Source organism: Bradyrhizobium sp. INPA03-11B (assembly GCF_040446015.1).
GTDB lineage: Bacteria > Pseudomonadota > Alphaproteobacteria > Rhizobiales > Xanthobacteraceae > Bradyrhizobium > Bradyrhizobium macuxiense_A.
Genome location: NZ_JASGSR010000086.1, coordinates 19,777 through 35,453 on the forward strand (window position 1 = coordinate 19,777; position 15,677 = coordinate 35,453).

General features: G+C 61.3%; 15 protein-coding genes and 1 pseudogene. 12 read left to right on the forward strand and 4 right to left on the reverse strand.

The genetic code is table 11. From position 1 onward, the window contains the following. Positions 1-42 precede the first annotated feature (42 nt). The gene (locus tag QMZ05_RS28785; RefSeq protein ID WP_353703824.1) at positions 43-1,761 is read right to left on the reverse strand and encodes an ABC transporter substrate-binding protein; all 1,719 of its coding nucleotides are present in this window, start codon (positions 1,759-1,761) and stop codon (positions 43-45) included. Positions 1,762-1,956: 195 nt separating this feature from the next. On the opposite strand from QMZ05_RS28785, the pseudogene QMZ05_RS28790 reads away from it, so the two are divergent. The 4 genes and pseudogenes from QMZ05_RS28790 to QMZ05_RS28805 form a co-directional block, all read left to right on the forward strand. Continuing rightward, positions 1,957-2,247, forward strand: a pseudogene (locus QMZ05_RS28790) (formyl-CoA transferase); the annotation flags it as partial. A gap of 257 nt (positions 2,248-2,504) precedes the next feature. Beyond that, positions 2,505-3,020 carry an inorganic diphosphatase gene (locus QMZ05_RS28795; RefSeq protein WP_353703825.1) on the forward strand — a complete coding sequence of 172 codons (516 nt, stop codon included), beginning with the start codon at positions 2,505-2,507 and terminating at the stop codon, positions 3,018-3,020. A gap of 226 nt (positions 3,021-3,246) precedes the next feature. Next, positions 3,247-4,230 (forward strand): cysteine synthase A, encoded by a 984-nt coding sequence (locus QMZ05_RS28800; RefSeq protein ID WP_353703826.1) that lies wholly within the window; start codon positions 3,247-3,249, stop codon positions 4,228-4,230. Positions 4,231-4,244: 14 nt separating this feature from the next. After that, positions 4,245-4,793 (forward strand): hypothetical protein, encoded by a 549-nt coding sequence (locus QMZ05_RS28805; RefSeq protein WP_353703827.1) that lies wholly within the window; start codon positions 4,245-4,247, stop codon positions 4,791-4,793. 30 nt (positions 4,794-4,823) lie between these two features. On the opposite strand, the gene QMZ05_RS28810 is transcribed toward QMZ05_RS28805, so the two are convergent. Then, entirely contained in the window at positions 4,824-5,066 is a 243-nt protein-coding gene (locus QMZ05_RS28810; RefSeq protein WP_353703835.1) for a helix-turn-helix transcriptional regulator, read from the reverse strand. A 10-nt stretch (positions 5,067-5,076) separates the two neighbouring features. Then, complete coding sequence (locus QMZ05_RS28815) at positions 5,077-5,634, reverse strand: DUF2975 domain-containing protein (protein WP_050423973.1); 558 nt, start codon at positions 5,632-5,634, stop codon at positions 5,077-5,079. Positions 5,635-5,771: 137 nt separating this feature from the next. Here QMZ05_RS28815 and QMZ05_RS28820 point away from each other — a divergent pair, with 137 nt between their 5' ends. From QMZ05_RS28820 to QMZ05_RS28855, 8 genes are all read left to right on the forward strand, one after another. Further along, entirely contained in the window at positions 5,772-6,275 is a 504-nt protein-coding gene (locus QMZ05_RS28820; RefSeq protein ID WP_353703828.1) for a DUF2147 domain-containing protein, read from the forward strand. A gap of 322 nt (positions 6,276-6,597) precedes the next feature. After that, positions 6,598-6,741, forward strand: coding sequence for a hypothetical protein (locus tag QMZ05_RS28825; protein WP_279704854.1), 144 nt, complete (start codon positions 6,598-6,600; stop codon positions 6,739-6,741). A gap of 254 nt (positions 6,742-6,995) precedes the next feature. Then, positions 6,996-8,291 carry an oxalate/formate MFS antiporter gene (gene oxlT / locus QMZ05_RS28830; protein WP_353703829.1) on the forward strand — a complete coding sequence of 432 codons (1,296 nt, stop codon included), beginning with the start codon at positions 6,996-6,998 and terminating at the stop codon, positions 8,289-8,291. A gap of 240 nt (positions 8,292-8,531) precedes the next feature. Beyond that, on the forward strand, positions 8,532-9,851 hold the full coding sequence (oxlT, locus tag QMZ05_RS28835) for an oxalate/formate MFS antiporter (RefSeq protein WP_353703830.1): 1,320 nt from the start codon (positions 8,532-8,534) through the stop codon (positions 9,849-9,851). Between the two features lie 286 nt (positions 9,852-10,137). Then, positions 10,138-10,572, forward strand: a complete 435-nt coding sequence (locus QMZ05_RS28840; RefSeq protein ID WP_021082056.1) for a CBS domain-containing protein — start codon at positions 10,138-10,140, stop codon at positions 10,570-10,572. 318 nt (positions 10,573-10,890) lie between these two features. Continuing rightward, on the forward strand, positions 10,891-11,886 hold the full coding sequence (locus QMZ05_RS28845; protein WP_353703831.1) for a nitronate monooxygenase family protein: 996 nt from the start codon (positions 10,891-10,893) through the stop codon (positions 11,884-11,886). Positions 11,887-12,280: 394 nt separating this feature from the next. After that, positions 12,281-13,249 (forward strand): zinc-binding dehydrogenase, encoded by a 969-nt coding sequence (locus tag QMZ05_RS28850; RefSeq protein ID WP_353703832.1) that lies wholly within the window; start codon positions 12,281-12,283, stop codon positions 13,247-13,249. 234 nt (positions 13,250-13,483) lie between these two features. Continuing rightward, positions 13,484-14,308 carry a L,D-transpeptidase gene (locus QMZ05_RS28855; protein WP_353703833.1) on the forward strand — a complete coding sequence of 275 codons (825 nt, stop codon included), beginning with the start codon at positions 13,484-13,486 and terminating at the stop codon, positions 14,306-14,308. A 725-nt stretch (positions 14,309-15,033) separates the two neighbouring features. Here the strand turns inward: QMZ05_RS28855 and QMZ05_RS28860 are convergent. Beyond that, on the reverse strand, positions 15,034-15,677 hold a 644-nt coding region (locus QMZ05_RS28860; RefSeq protein WP_353703834.1), incomplete at its 5' end, for a septal ring lytic transglycosylase RlpA family protein.

Genomic DNA, 15,677 nt, shown 5'->3' on the forward strand with positions numbered 1-15,677 from the left:
CCAGTTGCAGGAGCCTGCGGGCGAGAACCCCTGACATGGCGTTTATTCCAGCCAGGCGTTGGAGACGTCGATCACCCCGCTAAAGAGCTTCGGCAGGCCTTTCAGCCTGCTGGCTGAGATGGCGTAATAAGTATTCTGAAAAGTCCAGAACCAGATCGCTTGCTTGTTGATCAGGCGGCTGACCGCGCAATAGTCCTCAGTACGGTTGTCCAACTCGGCCGTGGATCTGGCGTGCTCGAGCAAGCGGTCCAATTCGGGATCGGAATAATTGGCGAGCGCGACCGGACTGCCGGTGTGGAAATTGGCATACATCTGCGGGCTGGGATCGGGGAAATCGACGATGCGCCATGGCGTCAACTGGAATTGACGCATGAAGGCGCGCGGCGGGATAGTCGCCTGATCGACCTGCTCGATCTCCATGTTGGCGCCGACCTGCTTCCAAAACTGCTGCAGCACCTGGCCGACGGCACGACCGCGCGGCGTGGCCGTAGCCAGCATCTTGAATTCGACCGGCTTGCCGTAGTCTCTGAGCAGCGCCTTCGCTTTTTCGACGTCGTAAGGCAGCGCACCGTCGTCCTCGCATTTGACCCAGGAGCCGTCGCCGTAAGGATTCGTGGCTGGCCTACTCAGACCATTGGTGATGGCTTGTGACATCTTCTTGCGGTCCAGCGCCATGACAAGCGCCTGCCGCACGCGCACATCGTCAAACGGCGCAAGCTTGGTGTTGAAGGCATAGACCTGCGCGCCCGATCCGGAATAGGTATGCGTGGTCAGCCTCGGATCTTTCTGCGCCCTCAGGATATTGTCACCGTCGTATTCATCATCCCAGATGATATCGACTTCTCCCGATTGGACGCTGGCAAAGCGCGACTGCGCGTCGGGCAAGGGTTTCAGGATGATGCGATCGAGGTAGGGATGACCCTTGTTCCAGTAGTTGGGATTTTTCTCCAGCACGATCCGGTCGCCCGCGCTCCATGACTTCGGAATATATGGCCCGGTGCCGACGGGATTGCGATTGTATTCGTCGCCCTTGTTCTTCCAGGCGGTCGGCGAATGGACGACATTGGTCGGGCTTGGAAAGCTGAGATTGGCCGGCAGGGTTACCGCTGGATCGTTGAGATTGTAAACCAGCGTCAGTTCGTCGGGGGCCTGCACGTCATGGATGAAGGATATGTAGAATGCGCATCGGCATTTGTTCGCGGGATCCTTCCAGCGATCGAAACTCTCTTTCGCCGCCTGCGCGTTAAACGGCGTGCCGTCATGGAAAATGACGCCCGGGCGCAGCTTGAAGGTCCAGGTCTTGTAGTCGTCGGAATGGGTCCACGATAGCGCGAGTTTCGGTTGTGGGGCACCCTTGTCGTCGAGGAAGGTTAGCGTGTCGAAGATCAATGCGGCTGCGGATTGCGCGGATGTATCGTAGACGCCAACCTTGAGCGGATCGAAGCCAGGAATATCCAACTCCTGGCCGACGGTTATGCTGCCGCCCTGCTTTTGCGCTTCGGCCGTTGCCGCCGCCATCAACAAGCTCGCTCCGGCGGCAAGCGCGGTCCGCAGAATTGAATATGAAAAAGATCGCTTCTTCACGGTAGTCCTCCTCGGGGAGCGACGACCTCTAAGCGCGTTGCCTCTGCTCCTCTTGCGGCTCGCGCCTGGCTGAGTGCAAAAGGACTCCGAAAAAGAGCGGGTCCGAAGGAAAATTGGATTAAAAAATAGGTCGCCTGAGAGGCGACTCCGTCTTTGTCCCACCAAGCCAAATGCCATTAGGGCGAAAAACGCTACCTCAATCTCAGGACAAAGTCACTCATTCGGTGGTGGTGTGCCTGCTATTTGGAGGTAGGAGCGCGACATAACGCGGGGCATTGGCCCGGTAGCCCGCGTCGACTCAATATGATCGAGTTGAGTCTCAGGCAGACTTGCGAGCAGCCGAGAACGCGCGACTTCGTCGAAGCACCGCAGCGCGTCAACGAGATCTTCGCCCGCATCGAACAGTGGACGATGACCAAGACCAGTCGCTGCGCCCGACCGGCACTGTGGTCGAGGTCGATCACCCGACTCGCAGCAAGTACATCTCGGTCGGCAACCCGATCAAGCCATCGGATTCGCCGAGCGAAGTCGCCCGCTCGCCGCTGCTCGGCGAGCACACCGACGAGATCCTGCGCGAGGTGCCTCGGCTTCTCAGATCACCAGGTCGCCGAGATCCACGATTCCGGCGCGCTCGATCCACCGCGCAAGCAGGTCGCCGAGTAACGGCCGCGCTCAATCAACAGGCCAAATGGCCGCGGACAACCGCGGCCATTTTTGCTTGCTTGACGGAAACACCGCGGGGGCCTGATACCCGATTTCGCCGTTGGCTGCAGACGAAATCGACGCCCACGTCCGCCAAGGGCCGGAAGCAGCGATCGGGGACTCTGCGATCTATCGTCCCGCTTCGAGTTGGAACATTTGCAACAGCGTCCGTGTTCTAAAGACGTCGAGCGAACAAACCGTTGCGAGCGCAAAGGGCGATGACGAATCTTTTCAAGCTGCCGACCTGGGCCGATAAAAGGCATATCCACACCGTTGTCGAGACCCCGCGCGGGAGTTGCTGCAAATTGGAGTTCGATTGCAAGCTGCGTGCATTCATACTCTCAAAGCCCTTGATGACCGGACTAGCCTATCCCTACGACTGGGGGTTCATTCCTTCGACGAAGGCCGATGACGGAGACCCCCTGGATGTGCTGATGATCCACGATGCCGCAACGTATCCCGGCACGGTGCTTCGCTGTAAGCCCATCGGTATTCTCGAAGTCGTGCAGGTAACCGGGCGCAAGAGGAAGAGAAACGATCGGATTTTCGCGGTCCCGGGACGCTCGCCGTTTGCTGGTAACCTGCCGGACATCCGCAGCCTTCCAGCGAGAGCCATTGACGAATTGGAGAAGTTCTTCACCGCGACGGATGCACTCAAAAAGAAGGAGCTCGAGTTTCTCGGATGGTACGGGCCAGGCCGTGCGATGAAGGCGATCAATCGATCTCGTTGCTAGGCATTTCAACACGCGTACGATGACACTCGCACGCACGGAAGCTGCCGTTGAGGGGGCACAATCAACCGACCGAAAGCTCGCGTGACGCGCGCCTCTTCAAAAAGAACGAAACCGCCGGTATCGCCGCACAGACGATGGAGATGCTTCCCAAATCAACCTGAGAACAGCACCAACGCACTGACCAGCCCGGCGTAAGATGCCGCAACAAAACGAAGGCTGCGGCAGCATGAGTGTTCGCTCGAGTGTTCTGGAAGCGATTGGCAACACGCCTTTGATCAAACTCCGCGGACCGTCGGAAGCCACCGGCTGCGACATCTACGGCAAGGCCGAATTCCTCAATCCGGGCGGCTCGATCAAGGATCGGGCGGCTCTCGCGATCATCAACGACGCCGAGCAACGCGGCCTGCTCAAGCCGGGCGGCACCATCGTCGAAGGCACGGCCGGCAATGTCGGCATCGGCATCGCGCTCGTGGCCAATGCCCGCGACTATCGTTCCGTGATCGTGATGCCCGACACGCAAAGTCAGGAGAAGCAGGACCTGCTGCGGCTCTACGGCGCCGATCTGCGCCTGATACCCGCGGTGCCCTATTCCGACCCGAGCCACTATGCGCGCTATTCCGCGCGCCTCGCCGCGGAGCTGGGAGCATTTTGGGCGAACCAGTTCGACAACGTCGCCAACAGCGACGGCCACTATCGCACGACCGGCCGCGAGATCTGGCAGCAGACCGACGGCAAGATCGACGGCTTCACCTGTGCCGTCGGCAGCGGCGGCACCCTGGGCGGCGTTGCGCGCGCCCTCAAGGAACGCAATCCGAACGTGAAGATTGCGCTCAGCGATCCGATGGGCGCCGCCCTCTACAACTGGTTTACCAAGGGCAAGCTGACGACCGAAGGCGACTCGATCACCGAGGGCATCGGCCAGGTCCGCGTCACGAAGAACCTTGAAGGCGCACCGATCGACATGGCCTACCAGATCACGGATGAGGAGGCGCTACCGGTCCTGTTCGACCTGATCGAACATGAGGGATTGGTGCTGGGCGGTTCGAGCGCGATCAACATCGTCGGCGCGATGCGGCTTGCACGCGACCTCGGCCCCGGCAAGACCATCGTCACCATCCTCGCCGACGGGGGCCAGCGCTACCAGTCCAAGCTCTTCAATCCGGATTTCCTGCGCAAGAAAAACCTGCCGCTGCCGCGCTGGTTGAGTTGAGCTGGCGGGTCCTCGTGCCTGCTACCACGTTCGGTCAACTGACGCTCCCTATATTCCAGCTGTGCGTGAATACCCTGCTAGTAGGGATAGAGCTCGCTGAACGCGCAGACCTTCGTGAAAAGTTCGTCTCCAACAACGAGCGCTACCAGAAGATCTGCGAGATGTTGCAAGATGAGGTGCGTACTGCCAGCGCGAGACTCTTGAGTCTGGTCCCTATCATAAGGGCACTCGAACGCTATCGGTTTGTTGATGGCGCGACCGATCCAGGCCCTCAGATAGCGGCAGTCCGCCTTGCAGCCCTCACACTCCTGAAATGTGACCTTGAACTATCGGAACTTCTGAAGAATGCCATGGCTAGATGCGGGGCCGCTAAACGCTCCGACAGCGAACTCGAAAAACTCTCCGGAATCGAAGCTCTTCACGAGCTACTCAAAGAACAGGAGGTGAGCACGCTATCGCCAGAGACCCGAACCGTTCGCGATCTTATCGATCTCATCTGGACGAGCCTTTTCATTCGATACTTCACGCTTAAGGAGCGTAATCAAGATTCCGGCGCGCCCTAAGGAGTTTGCCGAGATCGATCAAGCGCCGGATCAACCGCCCTCACCACCCTCCGCATCGCCGCCCTCATCGCCCGGCACATATTCCAATATGTCCCCCGGCCGGCAGTCCAGCTCGCGGCAGATCGCCGACAGCGTCGAGAAGCGCATCGCCTTGGCCTTGCCGGTCTTCAGAATCGACAGGTTCTGAATCGAAATGCCGATCGCGTCCGCGAGGTCTCCGAGGCGGCGCTTGCGCTTTGCGAGCATGACATCGAGGTTCACCACGATGGGCACCGGCATCACCTCAGATCGTCAGCTCGTTTTCGGACTGCAACAGGATGGCGTGCTCGATCACGAACTTCAGCGCCATCAGGAAGACGCCGCCGGCGACGGTGCTGACGTCGACGCCGTAGCTCGGCAGGAAGAATTTGACGTCACCGAGTTGATACAGGGCATAGCTCACCGCAACGGTCGTGATCGTATCCACAAACGGCCAGACCACCAGGAAGATCCCCATCCACCAGACACCTTGCAGCGTTTCGGACACGAAGATCCGCCCGTTGGCGAATCGATTGACCATGCGATGAAGGATGCCGATCAACACGGCGTAAAACGATACCCCAAGCGCGAACAGCGACCAGAACAGCACCTGGCCCTTGGCCGACATGGTGAGCGGGTTGGCGACGATGGCGGCACATTTGGCCTGCTCGCCGGTGAGGCTTTCGGCGATCGTGGCCGAGGCCGTGGTGGTGCGGTAATAGGCGAGCCACAGCACCACCGGTAGCGCTGCCCAGATCACCCAGAACGCCCGATCGAGCCTTCGAAACCAAAGCTGGCGCTGCTCGCGAACCGATTTCCCCATCGCACCCACCCGAAAAAATTTTTGCCAAACAGGCCATGACGGCTGGGATGCATCATGCCTTGGTAATGTTGTTGACTCAACCTAAAACGTGATTTATTTCGTGTTTATCATGAAATTTTTCATGAAGAAGGTGGATGATGACTTTACCCGCAGATAGTGACGGCCAGCTCAAGGCCCTAAAGCAGCTGATCCACGCTCACCTTACCCGTCGCCTGATCGTGGCGGCGTTTCACATCCCGCTGCTCGGCGGCACCGCCGACGCCGCCAAAGCCACCGACAAGGCCAACGATCCGGCCGGCGTCTGGCTGACCCAGTCCGGCGACGCCAGGATCAAGGTCCACCGCTGCGGCGCCGCGCTGTGCGGCCGTGTCGTCTGGCTGAAGGAGCCGACCGACAAGGCCACCGGCAAGGCGCAGCTCGACGACAAGAATGCCGATCCCGCTCAGCGCACCCGGCCGGTGATGGGCATGTCGCTGTTCATCAACATGCAGTCCGCCGGCCCGAACAAATGGGCGGGCCGGATCTACAACGCCGACGACGGCAAGACCTATGAGAGCTCGGTGACGCTGGTGTCGTCGGGCACCCTGAACGTACGCGGCTGCATGGGAACGCTGTGCGCGGGCGAAGACTGGACGCGGTGAAGGGATCTGGCCCCGACCCTTCAACCGGCCAAGAAGAAAAGCAAACCCAGTCACTCAAGGCCGCCCATCGGGGCGGCCTTCTTTTTTCTTTATGACGGCCGCACCGCCCGGGCGTGACCCGGTGGCCGGAAACGCCTGATCCAAGGCTCTGGTTTCACGCCGCTTTCCCTCGGATCTGGGATGCCAAGAGGCCAATTATGCTGCAATGCACAGCGGCGAATGCTGCTATGCAAACAAGTCCGTTGTATCTGGCATCTGGTATACATAGTTTGGCTGCAGATGATGCCGGCCCATTGCTGGCCTCCAGTGAAAGGGGACACCAATGTCCAAGACGACTGCTACCGCCATCGCGCTCGCGCCCTCCTCCACCCTGCTCGGCCGCCTGCTGGCCTCGATCGACCGCCTGCTGATGAAGAGCGCGGAGATCTCCAACCGCAACGGCGACCTGCCGCGCTTCGGCCTCTGACGCACGGCAATTTCCCGGCGCTCTTCGCCGCGCGTGTTTCGCTGCAAGATGCGACCTGACATAGAACCTTCGACCAATGGCCCCGATTTCCGGGGCCATTTTTTTGCGCGCTGAACTAGTGTTCCCGCGCGCCTGAGTCTTCTGCGGCATATGCGCACGCTGCCTCCGCGACAGCTTGAACCTTGGCATATCGGATACCAAGATGATCGCGCCGCGCCACAAGCAGAATGACAAAGCGCGCACTGGGAGGATGAATGTCGGACATGGTTCAGGCAACTGCGGCCCCCGCGGCCGCGCGTGTCAGCGACACCTATCGCTGGACGCAACTTGCGATCGGCGTCGCCGCAATGGTGATGATCGCAAACTATCAATACGGGTGGACATTCTTCGTACCCGATATCCAGAAGAAGTTTGGATGGGATCGCGCATCGATCCAGTGGGCCTTTACGCTCTTCGTGCTGTTCGAAACCTGGCTGGTGCCGGTCGAAGGCTGGTTCGTCGATAAATACGGTCCGCGCCTCGTCGTGCTGATCGGCGGCATCCTCTGCGCGATCGGCTGGGCGATCAACGCGCAGGCGACCTCGCTGAACGGCTACTATCTCGGCATGATCATCGCCGGCATCGGCGCCGGCGGCGTCTACGGCACCTGCGTCGGCAACGCGCTGAAATGGTTTCCCGACAAGCGCGGGCTTGCGGCGGGCATCACCGCAGCCGGGTTCGGCGCGGGCTCCGCGCTCACGGTCGCGCCGATCCAGGCGATGATCAAGGACTCCGGCTTCCAGACCACCTTCCTCTATTTCGGTCTCGGCCAGGGCATCATCATCGTGCTGCTCGCCTTCTTCCTGCTCGCGCCGAAGGCCGGACAGGTGCCGGCCGTCGTGCAGAATGCCAACATCATCCAGACCCGGCGCAACTATCAGCCGACCGAAGTGCTGCGGCAGCCGATCTTCTGGCTGATGTACTTCATGTTCGTGATCGTCGGCGCCGGCGGGTTGATGGTGACGGCGAACCTGAAGCCGATCGCGGTCGACTGGAAGGTCGACAGCGTGCCGGTCACGTTGATGGCGGTGACGATGACGGCCGTGACCTTCGCGGCCACCATCGACCGCGTCCTCAACGGTCTGACGCGTCCGTTCTTCGGCTGGATCTCCGACATGATCGGCCGCGAGAACACGATGTTCATCGCCTTCGGCATGGAAGGCTTCGGCATCTGGATGCTCTACCTCTGGGGCCACGATCCGGTGTGGTTCGTGCTGCTCTCGGGCTTCGTGTTCTTCGCCTGGGGCGAGATCTACTCGCTGTTCCCCTCGACCTGCACCGACACGTTCGGCGCCAAGTTCGCGACGACGAATGCGGGCCTGCTCTACACCGCGAAAGGCACCGCCGCGCTGCTGGTGCCGATCGCCAACTACATGCAGCAGTCGTCAGGCAATTGGGACAACGTGTTCATCATCGCAGCCGGCGCCAACATCCTTGCCTCGCTGCTGGCGATCGCCCTGCTCAAGCCATGGCGGAAAATCGTGGTCGCGAAATCAACCGCGATGGCTTAGGCAACGCGCCGCTTCTGCTGACGAAAACGCCCGGCCAAAGCCGGGCGTTTTTCATTTTGCGGCACCGATCGCCGAGTCCAAATCAGCCCAAAGTATGCCAGTTTTGCTGCGATGCAGCAGAAAGATGGGCTTGCTTTCTGGAATATAGTATACCAACCTCCCGCCAAGTGCTTGCGACGATACGTCACAACAATTGCGACACTGGGTCACAAGAAGACCAGGCGCACTCGGGAGGATTTGATGGTTTCCAGCAATACTGCCGCAACACAAGCTCAACCTTCGTTCAGCGGCTTCCGCTGGCTGCAGCTCGTCATGGGCATCGTCTGCATGGCGATGATCGCCAACCTGCAATATGGCTGGACGCTGTTCGTCGATCCGATCGACGGCGCGCATCACTGGGGTCGCGCGGCAATCCAGTTCGCCTTCACGATCTTCGTGGTGACCGAGACCTGGCTGGTGCCGGTCGAGGCCTGGTTCGTCGACAAATACGGCCCGCGGATCGTCATCATGTTCGGCGGCGTGATGATCATGCTGTCCTGGGTGCTGAACTCCTACGCTGATTCACTCACCATGCTCTATGCCGCGGCCGTCATCGGCGGCATCGGCGCCGGCTCGGTCTACGGCACCTGCGTCGGCAATGCGCTGAAATGGTTTCCCGATCGCCGCGGCCTCGCCGCCGGCGCCACCGCCGCAGGCTTCGGCGCGGGCGCAGCGCTGACCGTGGTGCCGATCGCCAACATGATCGCCTCGAGCGGCTACCAGACCGCGTTCTTCGATTTCGGCATCGGGCAAGGCCTGATCGTGTTCCTGCTGGCCTTCTTCATCCAGAAGCCCGCGGTCTCGATCCCGCCGAAGAAGAAGCAGCTCAACCTGCCGCAGACCAAGATCGATTTCACGCCGCCGCAGGTGCTGCGCAGCCCGATCTTCTGGGTGATGTATCTGGTGTTCGTGATGGTCGCCTCCGGCGGCCTGATGGCAGCGGCGCAGATCGCACCAATCGCGCACGACTACAAGATCGCCACGACGCCGGTCTCGCTCGCCGGCTTCCAGATGGCCGCGCTGACCTTTGCGATCTCGCTCGACCGCATCTTCGACGGTTTCGGACGGCCGTTCTTCGGCTGGGTCTCCGATAATATCGGCCGTGAGCACACCATGTTCATCGCGTTCGGCACCGGCGCGCTGATGCTGCTGACGCTGTCGACCTGGGGCCATAACCCGCTGGTGTTCGTGCTGGCCACCGCGGTCTATTTCGGCGTGTTCGGCGAGATCTACTCGCTGTTCCCGGCGACCTGCGGCGACACCTTCGGCTCGAAATTCGCGACCACCAACAACGGCATGCTCTACACCGCGAAAGGCACCGCCGCGCTCCTGGTGCCGGCCGCCAGCATCGTGGCCGCCAGCTTTGGCTGGCAGGCGGTGTTCGTGATCGCGGTCGCGCTCAATGCCACCGCGGCGCTGATGGCGCTGTTCGTGATCAAGCCGATGCGCCGCGCGTTCATCAACGGCAACGAGGCGGCTGCGGCCGCAGCCGAGACCGCGACCAACGCCAAGACGGCCTGAGAAAACGGCCTGAGATGCCGGGCTGATTTCACTGCCGGATTTCGGCACTGAACTCATGGAGGCGCACTTCGGTGCGCCTCTTTGTTTTGGCCATTCAGGGATGCCAGATACCAGTAACGCCCGGACCGGCCGACGACGTGCCTGCTCACTCCAAGTCACAATCGTCTGAAACGTCAGCGATTCTGCCTATTTCGGCTGTTTCCAGATGGTAGTTTCTTCAGAGGCGGCGTTGACAATTGGTATTTTGTATACCAGAATCCTGTCAACTATAACCAAGGAGGTTGCCATGCAAGTCGGAGATATCCTGCGCAAGAAGACCCCTCGCGTCGCCACGGTTCGCATGAACGAGACGGTGGCGATCGCCGCACAACTGATGCGCGCCAGCAATATCAGCGCGCTCGTGGTCAAGGATGTCGTTCGCACCGAGGGCAACACCGCCGTCGGCATGTTCACCGAGCGCGACGTGGTGCGCGCGATCGCCGAGCACGGCGCGGCCGGCGCCGGCATGAAGGTCTCGCAGCTGGTCTCGGTGCAGCAGCTGGTGTCGTGCACCTCGAGCGACACGCTCGAGCACATCCGTCATCTCATGACCAAGCACCACATTCGCCACGTGCCTGTGATCGACAATTACAGCCTGATCGGCGTCGTCAGCATGCGCGACATCGCGGCCGCGTTCGACGAGGAAACCGCCGCGTCGAAGAAGGACGCCGTGCCGGCGTAACGCCAACCACCGTCATTGCGAGGAGCGGCAGCGACGAAGCAATCCATCGCTCCGCAAGTGGCGAAATGGATTGCTTCGCTTCGCTCGCAATGACGCGGATGAAACAGTGCGCACCGGGTCCGCGCTCCTAAGCAGTTGACCAAAACTCTCTGCCCCACCCTCGCCTGAACTCCGCGCCCCGTCATTTCCGCATGGGCACGCCGCAGGTCACCGGTAGACATTTGCCGGACAGGACTGCATCCTTCCCTCGACATCCAAAAAACAACGCCGTGCGCGGCCGTCCGCGTCGCGGAAAATTCCGATGGAAACGAGGGCAGAATGATCAAGACGCGCTTCACCGAAATGTTCGGCGTCGACCACCCGATCGTGCAGGGCGGCATGCAATGGGTCGGCCGCGCGGAGCTGGTTGCCGCCGTCGCCAATGCCGGCGCGCTCGGCATGATCACTGCGCTGACGCAGCCGACGCCGGAGGATCTGCGCAAGGAGATCGCGCGCTGCCGCGAGCTGACCGACAAGCCGTTCGGCGTGAACCTGACCATCCTGCCCGCGATCAAGCCGCCGCCTTACGCCGAGTATCGCCAGGCCATCATCGAAAGCGGCATCAAGATCGTCGAGACCGCCGGCAACAAGCCGCAGGAGCATGTCGACGAGTTCAAGAAGCACGGCGTCAAGGTGCTGCACAAATGCACCAGCGTCCGTCACGCATTGTCCGCCGAGCGGATGGGCGCCGACGCGATCTCGATCGACGGCTTTGAATGCGCCGGCCATCCCGGCGAGGACGACACCCCCGGCCTGATCCTGATTCCGGCCGCCGCCGACAAGGTCAAGATCCCGATGATCGCTTCCGGCGGCTTCGGCGATGCCCGCGGCCTCGTCGCTGCACTGGCGCTCGGCGCCGAAGGCATCAACATGGGCACGCGCTTCATGTGCACCAAGGAGAGCCCGATCCACCAGCTCGTGAAGGAGCGCATCGTTGCCAATGACGAGCGCGAGACCGAGCTGATCTTCCGCACCATGCGCAACACCTCGCGCGTCGCCAAGAATGCGATCTCGACCAAGGTCGTTGCGATGGAGAAGGAAGGCGCCAAGTTCGAGGACGTGCGCGAGCTGGTCGCCGGCGCCCGCGGCAAGATGGTCTACGCGACCGGCGATGCCGACGAGGGCATCTGGTCGGCCGGCCAGGTGCAGGGCCTGATCCACGACATCCCGTCCTGCGCCGAACTGATCTCGCGCATCGTCCACGAGGCGGAAGCGATCATCCGCGAACGGCTCGAGGCGATGATGTCCGGCGGCAAGCGCCAGGCTGCGGAGTAGCTTCTGACCGAAGCAGGACATGTTATCCGTCACCCTGAGGTGCTCGCGAAGCGAGCCTCGAAGGGCGACGGCCAACAGCCGGGCCGTTCATCCTTCGAGGCTCGCCCAGCGGCGCAATTGCGCCGAAGCCTCGCACCTCTAGCGACAAAGGCGAAGCCTTTGCGCGGGGATGACGGGGACAATGCGCATCGCCTTATCCGCGTCATTGCGAGCGAAGCGAAGCAATCCATCGGGCGGCATACGCGGAAGCCTGGATTGCTTCGTTGCTTCAGCGCTAAATTGCTTTGCGATTTTGTCGCGAGCTCCTCGCAATGACGGGGTGAATGGATTCACAGCCTCGCAGGATCACGGTACACATACTACCGAGTTAAGCCACTCAAACGAGAACAAACCCATGAAAGCCTATGTGTACGGAGCCAACGGCCCCGAGATCACCGACGTCGCAAAGCCCGTGCCGAAGGGCACGCAGGTGCTGGTCAAGGTTCACGCCTGCGGGCTGAACCGCGCCGATCTCGGCATGACCAAGGGCCACGCGCACGGCGCAGCCGGCGGCGTCGGCACCGTGCTCGGCATGGAATGGGCCGGCGAAGTTGCCGAGCTCGGCCCCGACGCCAAGGGCGTCAAGGTCGGCGACAAGATCATGGGCTCCGGCGGCGCCGCGTTCGCCGAGTACACGCTCGCCGATCACGGCAGGCTGTTTCGCTCACCGTCGAACATGAATTTCGACGAAGCCGCCACCCTGCCCGTCGCGCTCACCACCATGCACAACGCCGTCGTCACCAACGGCGCGCTGCAACCCGGACAGACCGTACTGATCCAGGGCGCGAGTTCCGGCGTCGGCCTGATGGCGATGCAGATCGCAAAGCTGAAGGGCGCGAAGCTCGTGGTGGGGTCCTCGACCGATGCGATGCGCCGCGGCCGCTTGACGGAATTCGGCGCCGATCTCGCGGTGGACTCCAAGGATCCCGCCTGGGTCGATCAGGTGCTGCAGGCGACCAATGGCGAAGGCGTCGATCTGATCGTCGACCAGGTCTCCGGATCGGTCGCCAACCAGAATCTCAAGGCGACCAAGGTCAAGGGCCGCATCGTTAATGTCGGCCGGCTCGGCGGCACTCATGCCGACTTCAACTTCGACCTGCATGCGGCGCGCCGCATCCAGTATATCGGCGTCACCTTCCGCACCCGCTCGATCGAGGAGATCCGCGAGATCTTCGAGGAGGTGCGCAAAGACATCTGGCCCGCCGTCGAGGCGCGCAAGCTGCAGCTGCCGATCGACCAGGTCTACAAGTTCGCCGACATCGGCGAGGCCTTCGAGCACATGGAAGCCAACAAGCACCTCGGCAAGATCGTGGTGACGCTGTAGCGGCAGGTGCGCAGGGCGGATGAGCGAAGCGTCATCCGCCCTCTTCTGCCGGATGCACGGCGGATGACACCGGAGCCTGTCGTCGGGCCGCGCTTCGCGCGGGCCCGGTGGGCCAATCCGCCCTCCGCGCTGGCGTTAACGATGCTTAACGACTTCCGGCCTGAGCGAAATCGCTTCGCAGTTTGTTAGAATTTGCTGGGTAACTCGTCCAGGCACAGGGACCTGGGGAAAGATATGGCAAAGCGGGCAAAGCGTGCGAAGACGGAGACGCTCGCGCTACCGGTGGCCGGAAGAGTTGCAATCGGCGCCATGGCCGCTGCCGCATTGGGCTACGGTTTGCTGCCTCGCCCGGCGAGCATTCAACCGACAAAAAAATCGACCGCGCATCAAGTCCTCGCGCTGTCAACTCCAGCTCCAGCCCGCACACCAACTCCGGTTCACGTACCAGTGCCAGTTCCGGCTCCGGTCTCGGCTCCTGTCTCGATCCCGTCGCCTCGGATCGAAACACCAAAAGCCGCTGTCGCACCCGCAAGACTTGATCGGCAGGTGGTTGACTACGTCAGCCACCAGACGCCGGGCACCGTCGTCATCGATACCGAAAACACATTCCTCTATCTCGTTCTGAACGACGGGCAAGCGATGCGCTACGGCATCGGTGTCGGCCGCGAGGGTTTCACATGGTCCGGTGAACAGACCGTGGCCCGCAAAACAGCATGGCCGGATTGGCGTCCGCCTTCGGAGATGATTTCGCGTCAACCTTACCTGCCGCGGTTCATGGCAGGCGGTCCCGGAAATCCGCTCGGCGCCCGGGCGATGTATCTGGGCGAGACCGAGTATAGAATTCACGGCACCAACAAACCCGACACGATCGGGAAGCGGGTCTCGTCCGGCTGCATCCGGCTGACCAATGACGACGTCATGGACCTTTATGAGCGGGTGAAAATCGGAGCGAAAGTGATCGTGCTTCCGGCAACATCAGCCCATCGATCGTCCCCGGGAACGCCGCCCGACGCCGCCTTCCAAACACCCGACCAGGCATCGCCGTCGCAACGCTCATGATCGACCTGGTTGCATCAGGGAGAAGCGCGCGGAAGGTTTCGCATTGCTCTACCCGCCTTACGAAGCTGCTATGTCCACGACGCGGAGCCCTAGCATTCGCCGAGCGACAAGCCTCCCGCTATTTCGGTCAGATTCGCCGATCCACCATCCGTTGAAGGAACCTGCGGACCGCAGCTTGTGCTAGCCGACGAACCGCCACCGGTTGCCGTGCCGGCCGACGATCCGGATGCAGACGTCGTGGTTTTCGCTGCTTGGGTCGACGTGTTGGACGCCTCTCCCGGCAACTGCAAAGGAACTTCCGGACTGGTCGACGTGCCGCCAGTCGCGCCCGTGCTCGACGCATTCGTTCCGCCGCCAAGAGTAGATCCCTGCGACGACGGCAGCGGCGATGTCGGAACACTGAGCGGGTCGGATGCGAGCGTTCCGCTACCCGTCCTCGCTTGACCACTCGATTGCGTACCGGTTTGGGCATGCGCGGCCGCTAGACCAAGCAGAATAACTGCGAAACTGGAGATGAGGGTCTGCTGCATAGTGCCCCTCCACGTCGATGGTTCGGAAAGCCTCGCCATACGAGGCCAACCAACAACTCCCGATCAGTCAAAACGCTTCATGAATTCTCCGCAAGGTTGGGCCGTTGCCGTATCGCCTAGCCTATGGGAAAAACGAGTCGCAGAGGACATCCATGAAGCGCACATGGACAATCATTGGCGTCGCTGACTAAGGCTTCAGCTCACCGGTCCGGGACTCCAATAATCCCCTGCAAGCGGGCTGACTTTTACATCATTGATGACCCCGAGCTGCAGGCTTGGATCGAAATAGCTCATCGTCCGCTCATTGAGGTCAATGATGCGGCCAGGCCTTAGTGGCCCCACGTCGTTGATCTTGACGATGACCTTCTTGCCTGCAGCCTCGACCAGGGCATATTTCGGCCTCGCGCCGAACTCGACCCCACCAAACTTCCGACGCAGACTTGTCTTGATGGCGGCCGCCCAGGCCGAGCGATCATAGCGCTCGCCGGAAGCAGTGCTCGGACCGCCCTCCTCCTTGCCGGGCTTGAACGGATTGTACATGGATGCCGCGCCAACGATCGCATCCCCACAAGCAGCATTGACGACATCGCTTGAATGAACCGCACCGATTTCACTTCCAGCAGCTCGGCCAAAAATGGTGAGCGCAACTACGGCGCCGCAAACTGCGGCGCTCGAGCCGAACAGCATCATAACTCCTTGACTGATTTTTCTCGCGTTCGGTTCCCGATTCCGCGGAATATGGCCAGGGAACGTGGAGGCGTTAACTCGAGGCCAGTTCTTTGCGGATTCGTGCCAATTCCGGCGACGGAACCATTGCGGGAACCGCAGCGGTCCCACAC

Coding starts and splice junctions, on each gene's coding strand:
- QMZ05_RS28785 (WP_353703824.1), bottom strand. CDS start 1,761: ATGGCATTTGGCTTGGTGGGACAAAGACGGAGTCGCCTCTCAGGCGAC.
- oxlT (WP_353703830.1), top strand. CDS start 8,532: ATGGTTTCCAGCAATACTGCCGCAACACAAGCTCAACCTTCGTTCAGC.
- QMZ05_RS28845 (WP_353703831.1), top strand. CDS start 10,891: ATGATCAAGACGCGCTTCACCGAAATGTTCGGCGTCGACCACCCGATC.
- QMZ05_RS28825 (WP_279704854.1), top strand. CDS start 6,598: ATGTCCAAGACGACTGCTACCGCCATCGCGCTCGCGCCCTCCTCCACC.
- oxlT (WP_353703829.1), top strand. CDS start 6,996: ATGTCGGACATGGTTCAGGCAACTGCGGCCCCCGCGGCCGCGCGTGTC.
- QMZ05_RS28815 (WP_050423973.1), bottom strand. CDS start 5,634: ATGGGGAAATCGGTTCGCGAGCAGCGCCAGCTTTGGTTTCGAAGGCTC.
- QMZ05_RS28795 (WP_353703825.1), top strand. CDS start 2,505: ATGACGAATCTTTTCAAGCTGCCGACCTGGGCCGATAAAAGGCATATC.
- QMZ05_RS28850 (WP_353703832.1), top strand. CDS start 12,281: ATGAAAGCCTATGTGTACGGAGCCAACGGCCCCGAGATCACCGACGTC.
- QMZ05_RS28820 (WP_353703828.1), top strand. CDS start 5,772: ATGACTTTACCCGCAGATAGTGACGGCCAGCTCAAGGCCCTAAAGCAG.
- QMZ05_RS28840 (WP_021082056.1), top strand. CDS start 10,138: ATGCAAGTCGGAGATATCCTGCGCAAGAAGACCCCTCGCGTCGCCACG.
- QMZ05_RS28800 (WP_353703826.1), top strand. CDS start 3,247: ATGAGTGTTCGCTCGAGTGTTCTGGAAGCGATTGGCAACACGCCTTTG.
- QMZ05_RS28855 (WP_353703833.1), top strand. CDS start 13,484: ATGGCAAAGCGGGCAAAGCGTGCGAAGACGGAGACGCTCGCGCTACCG.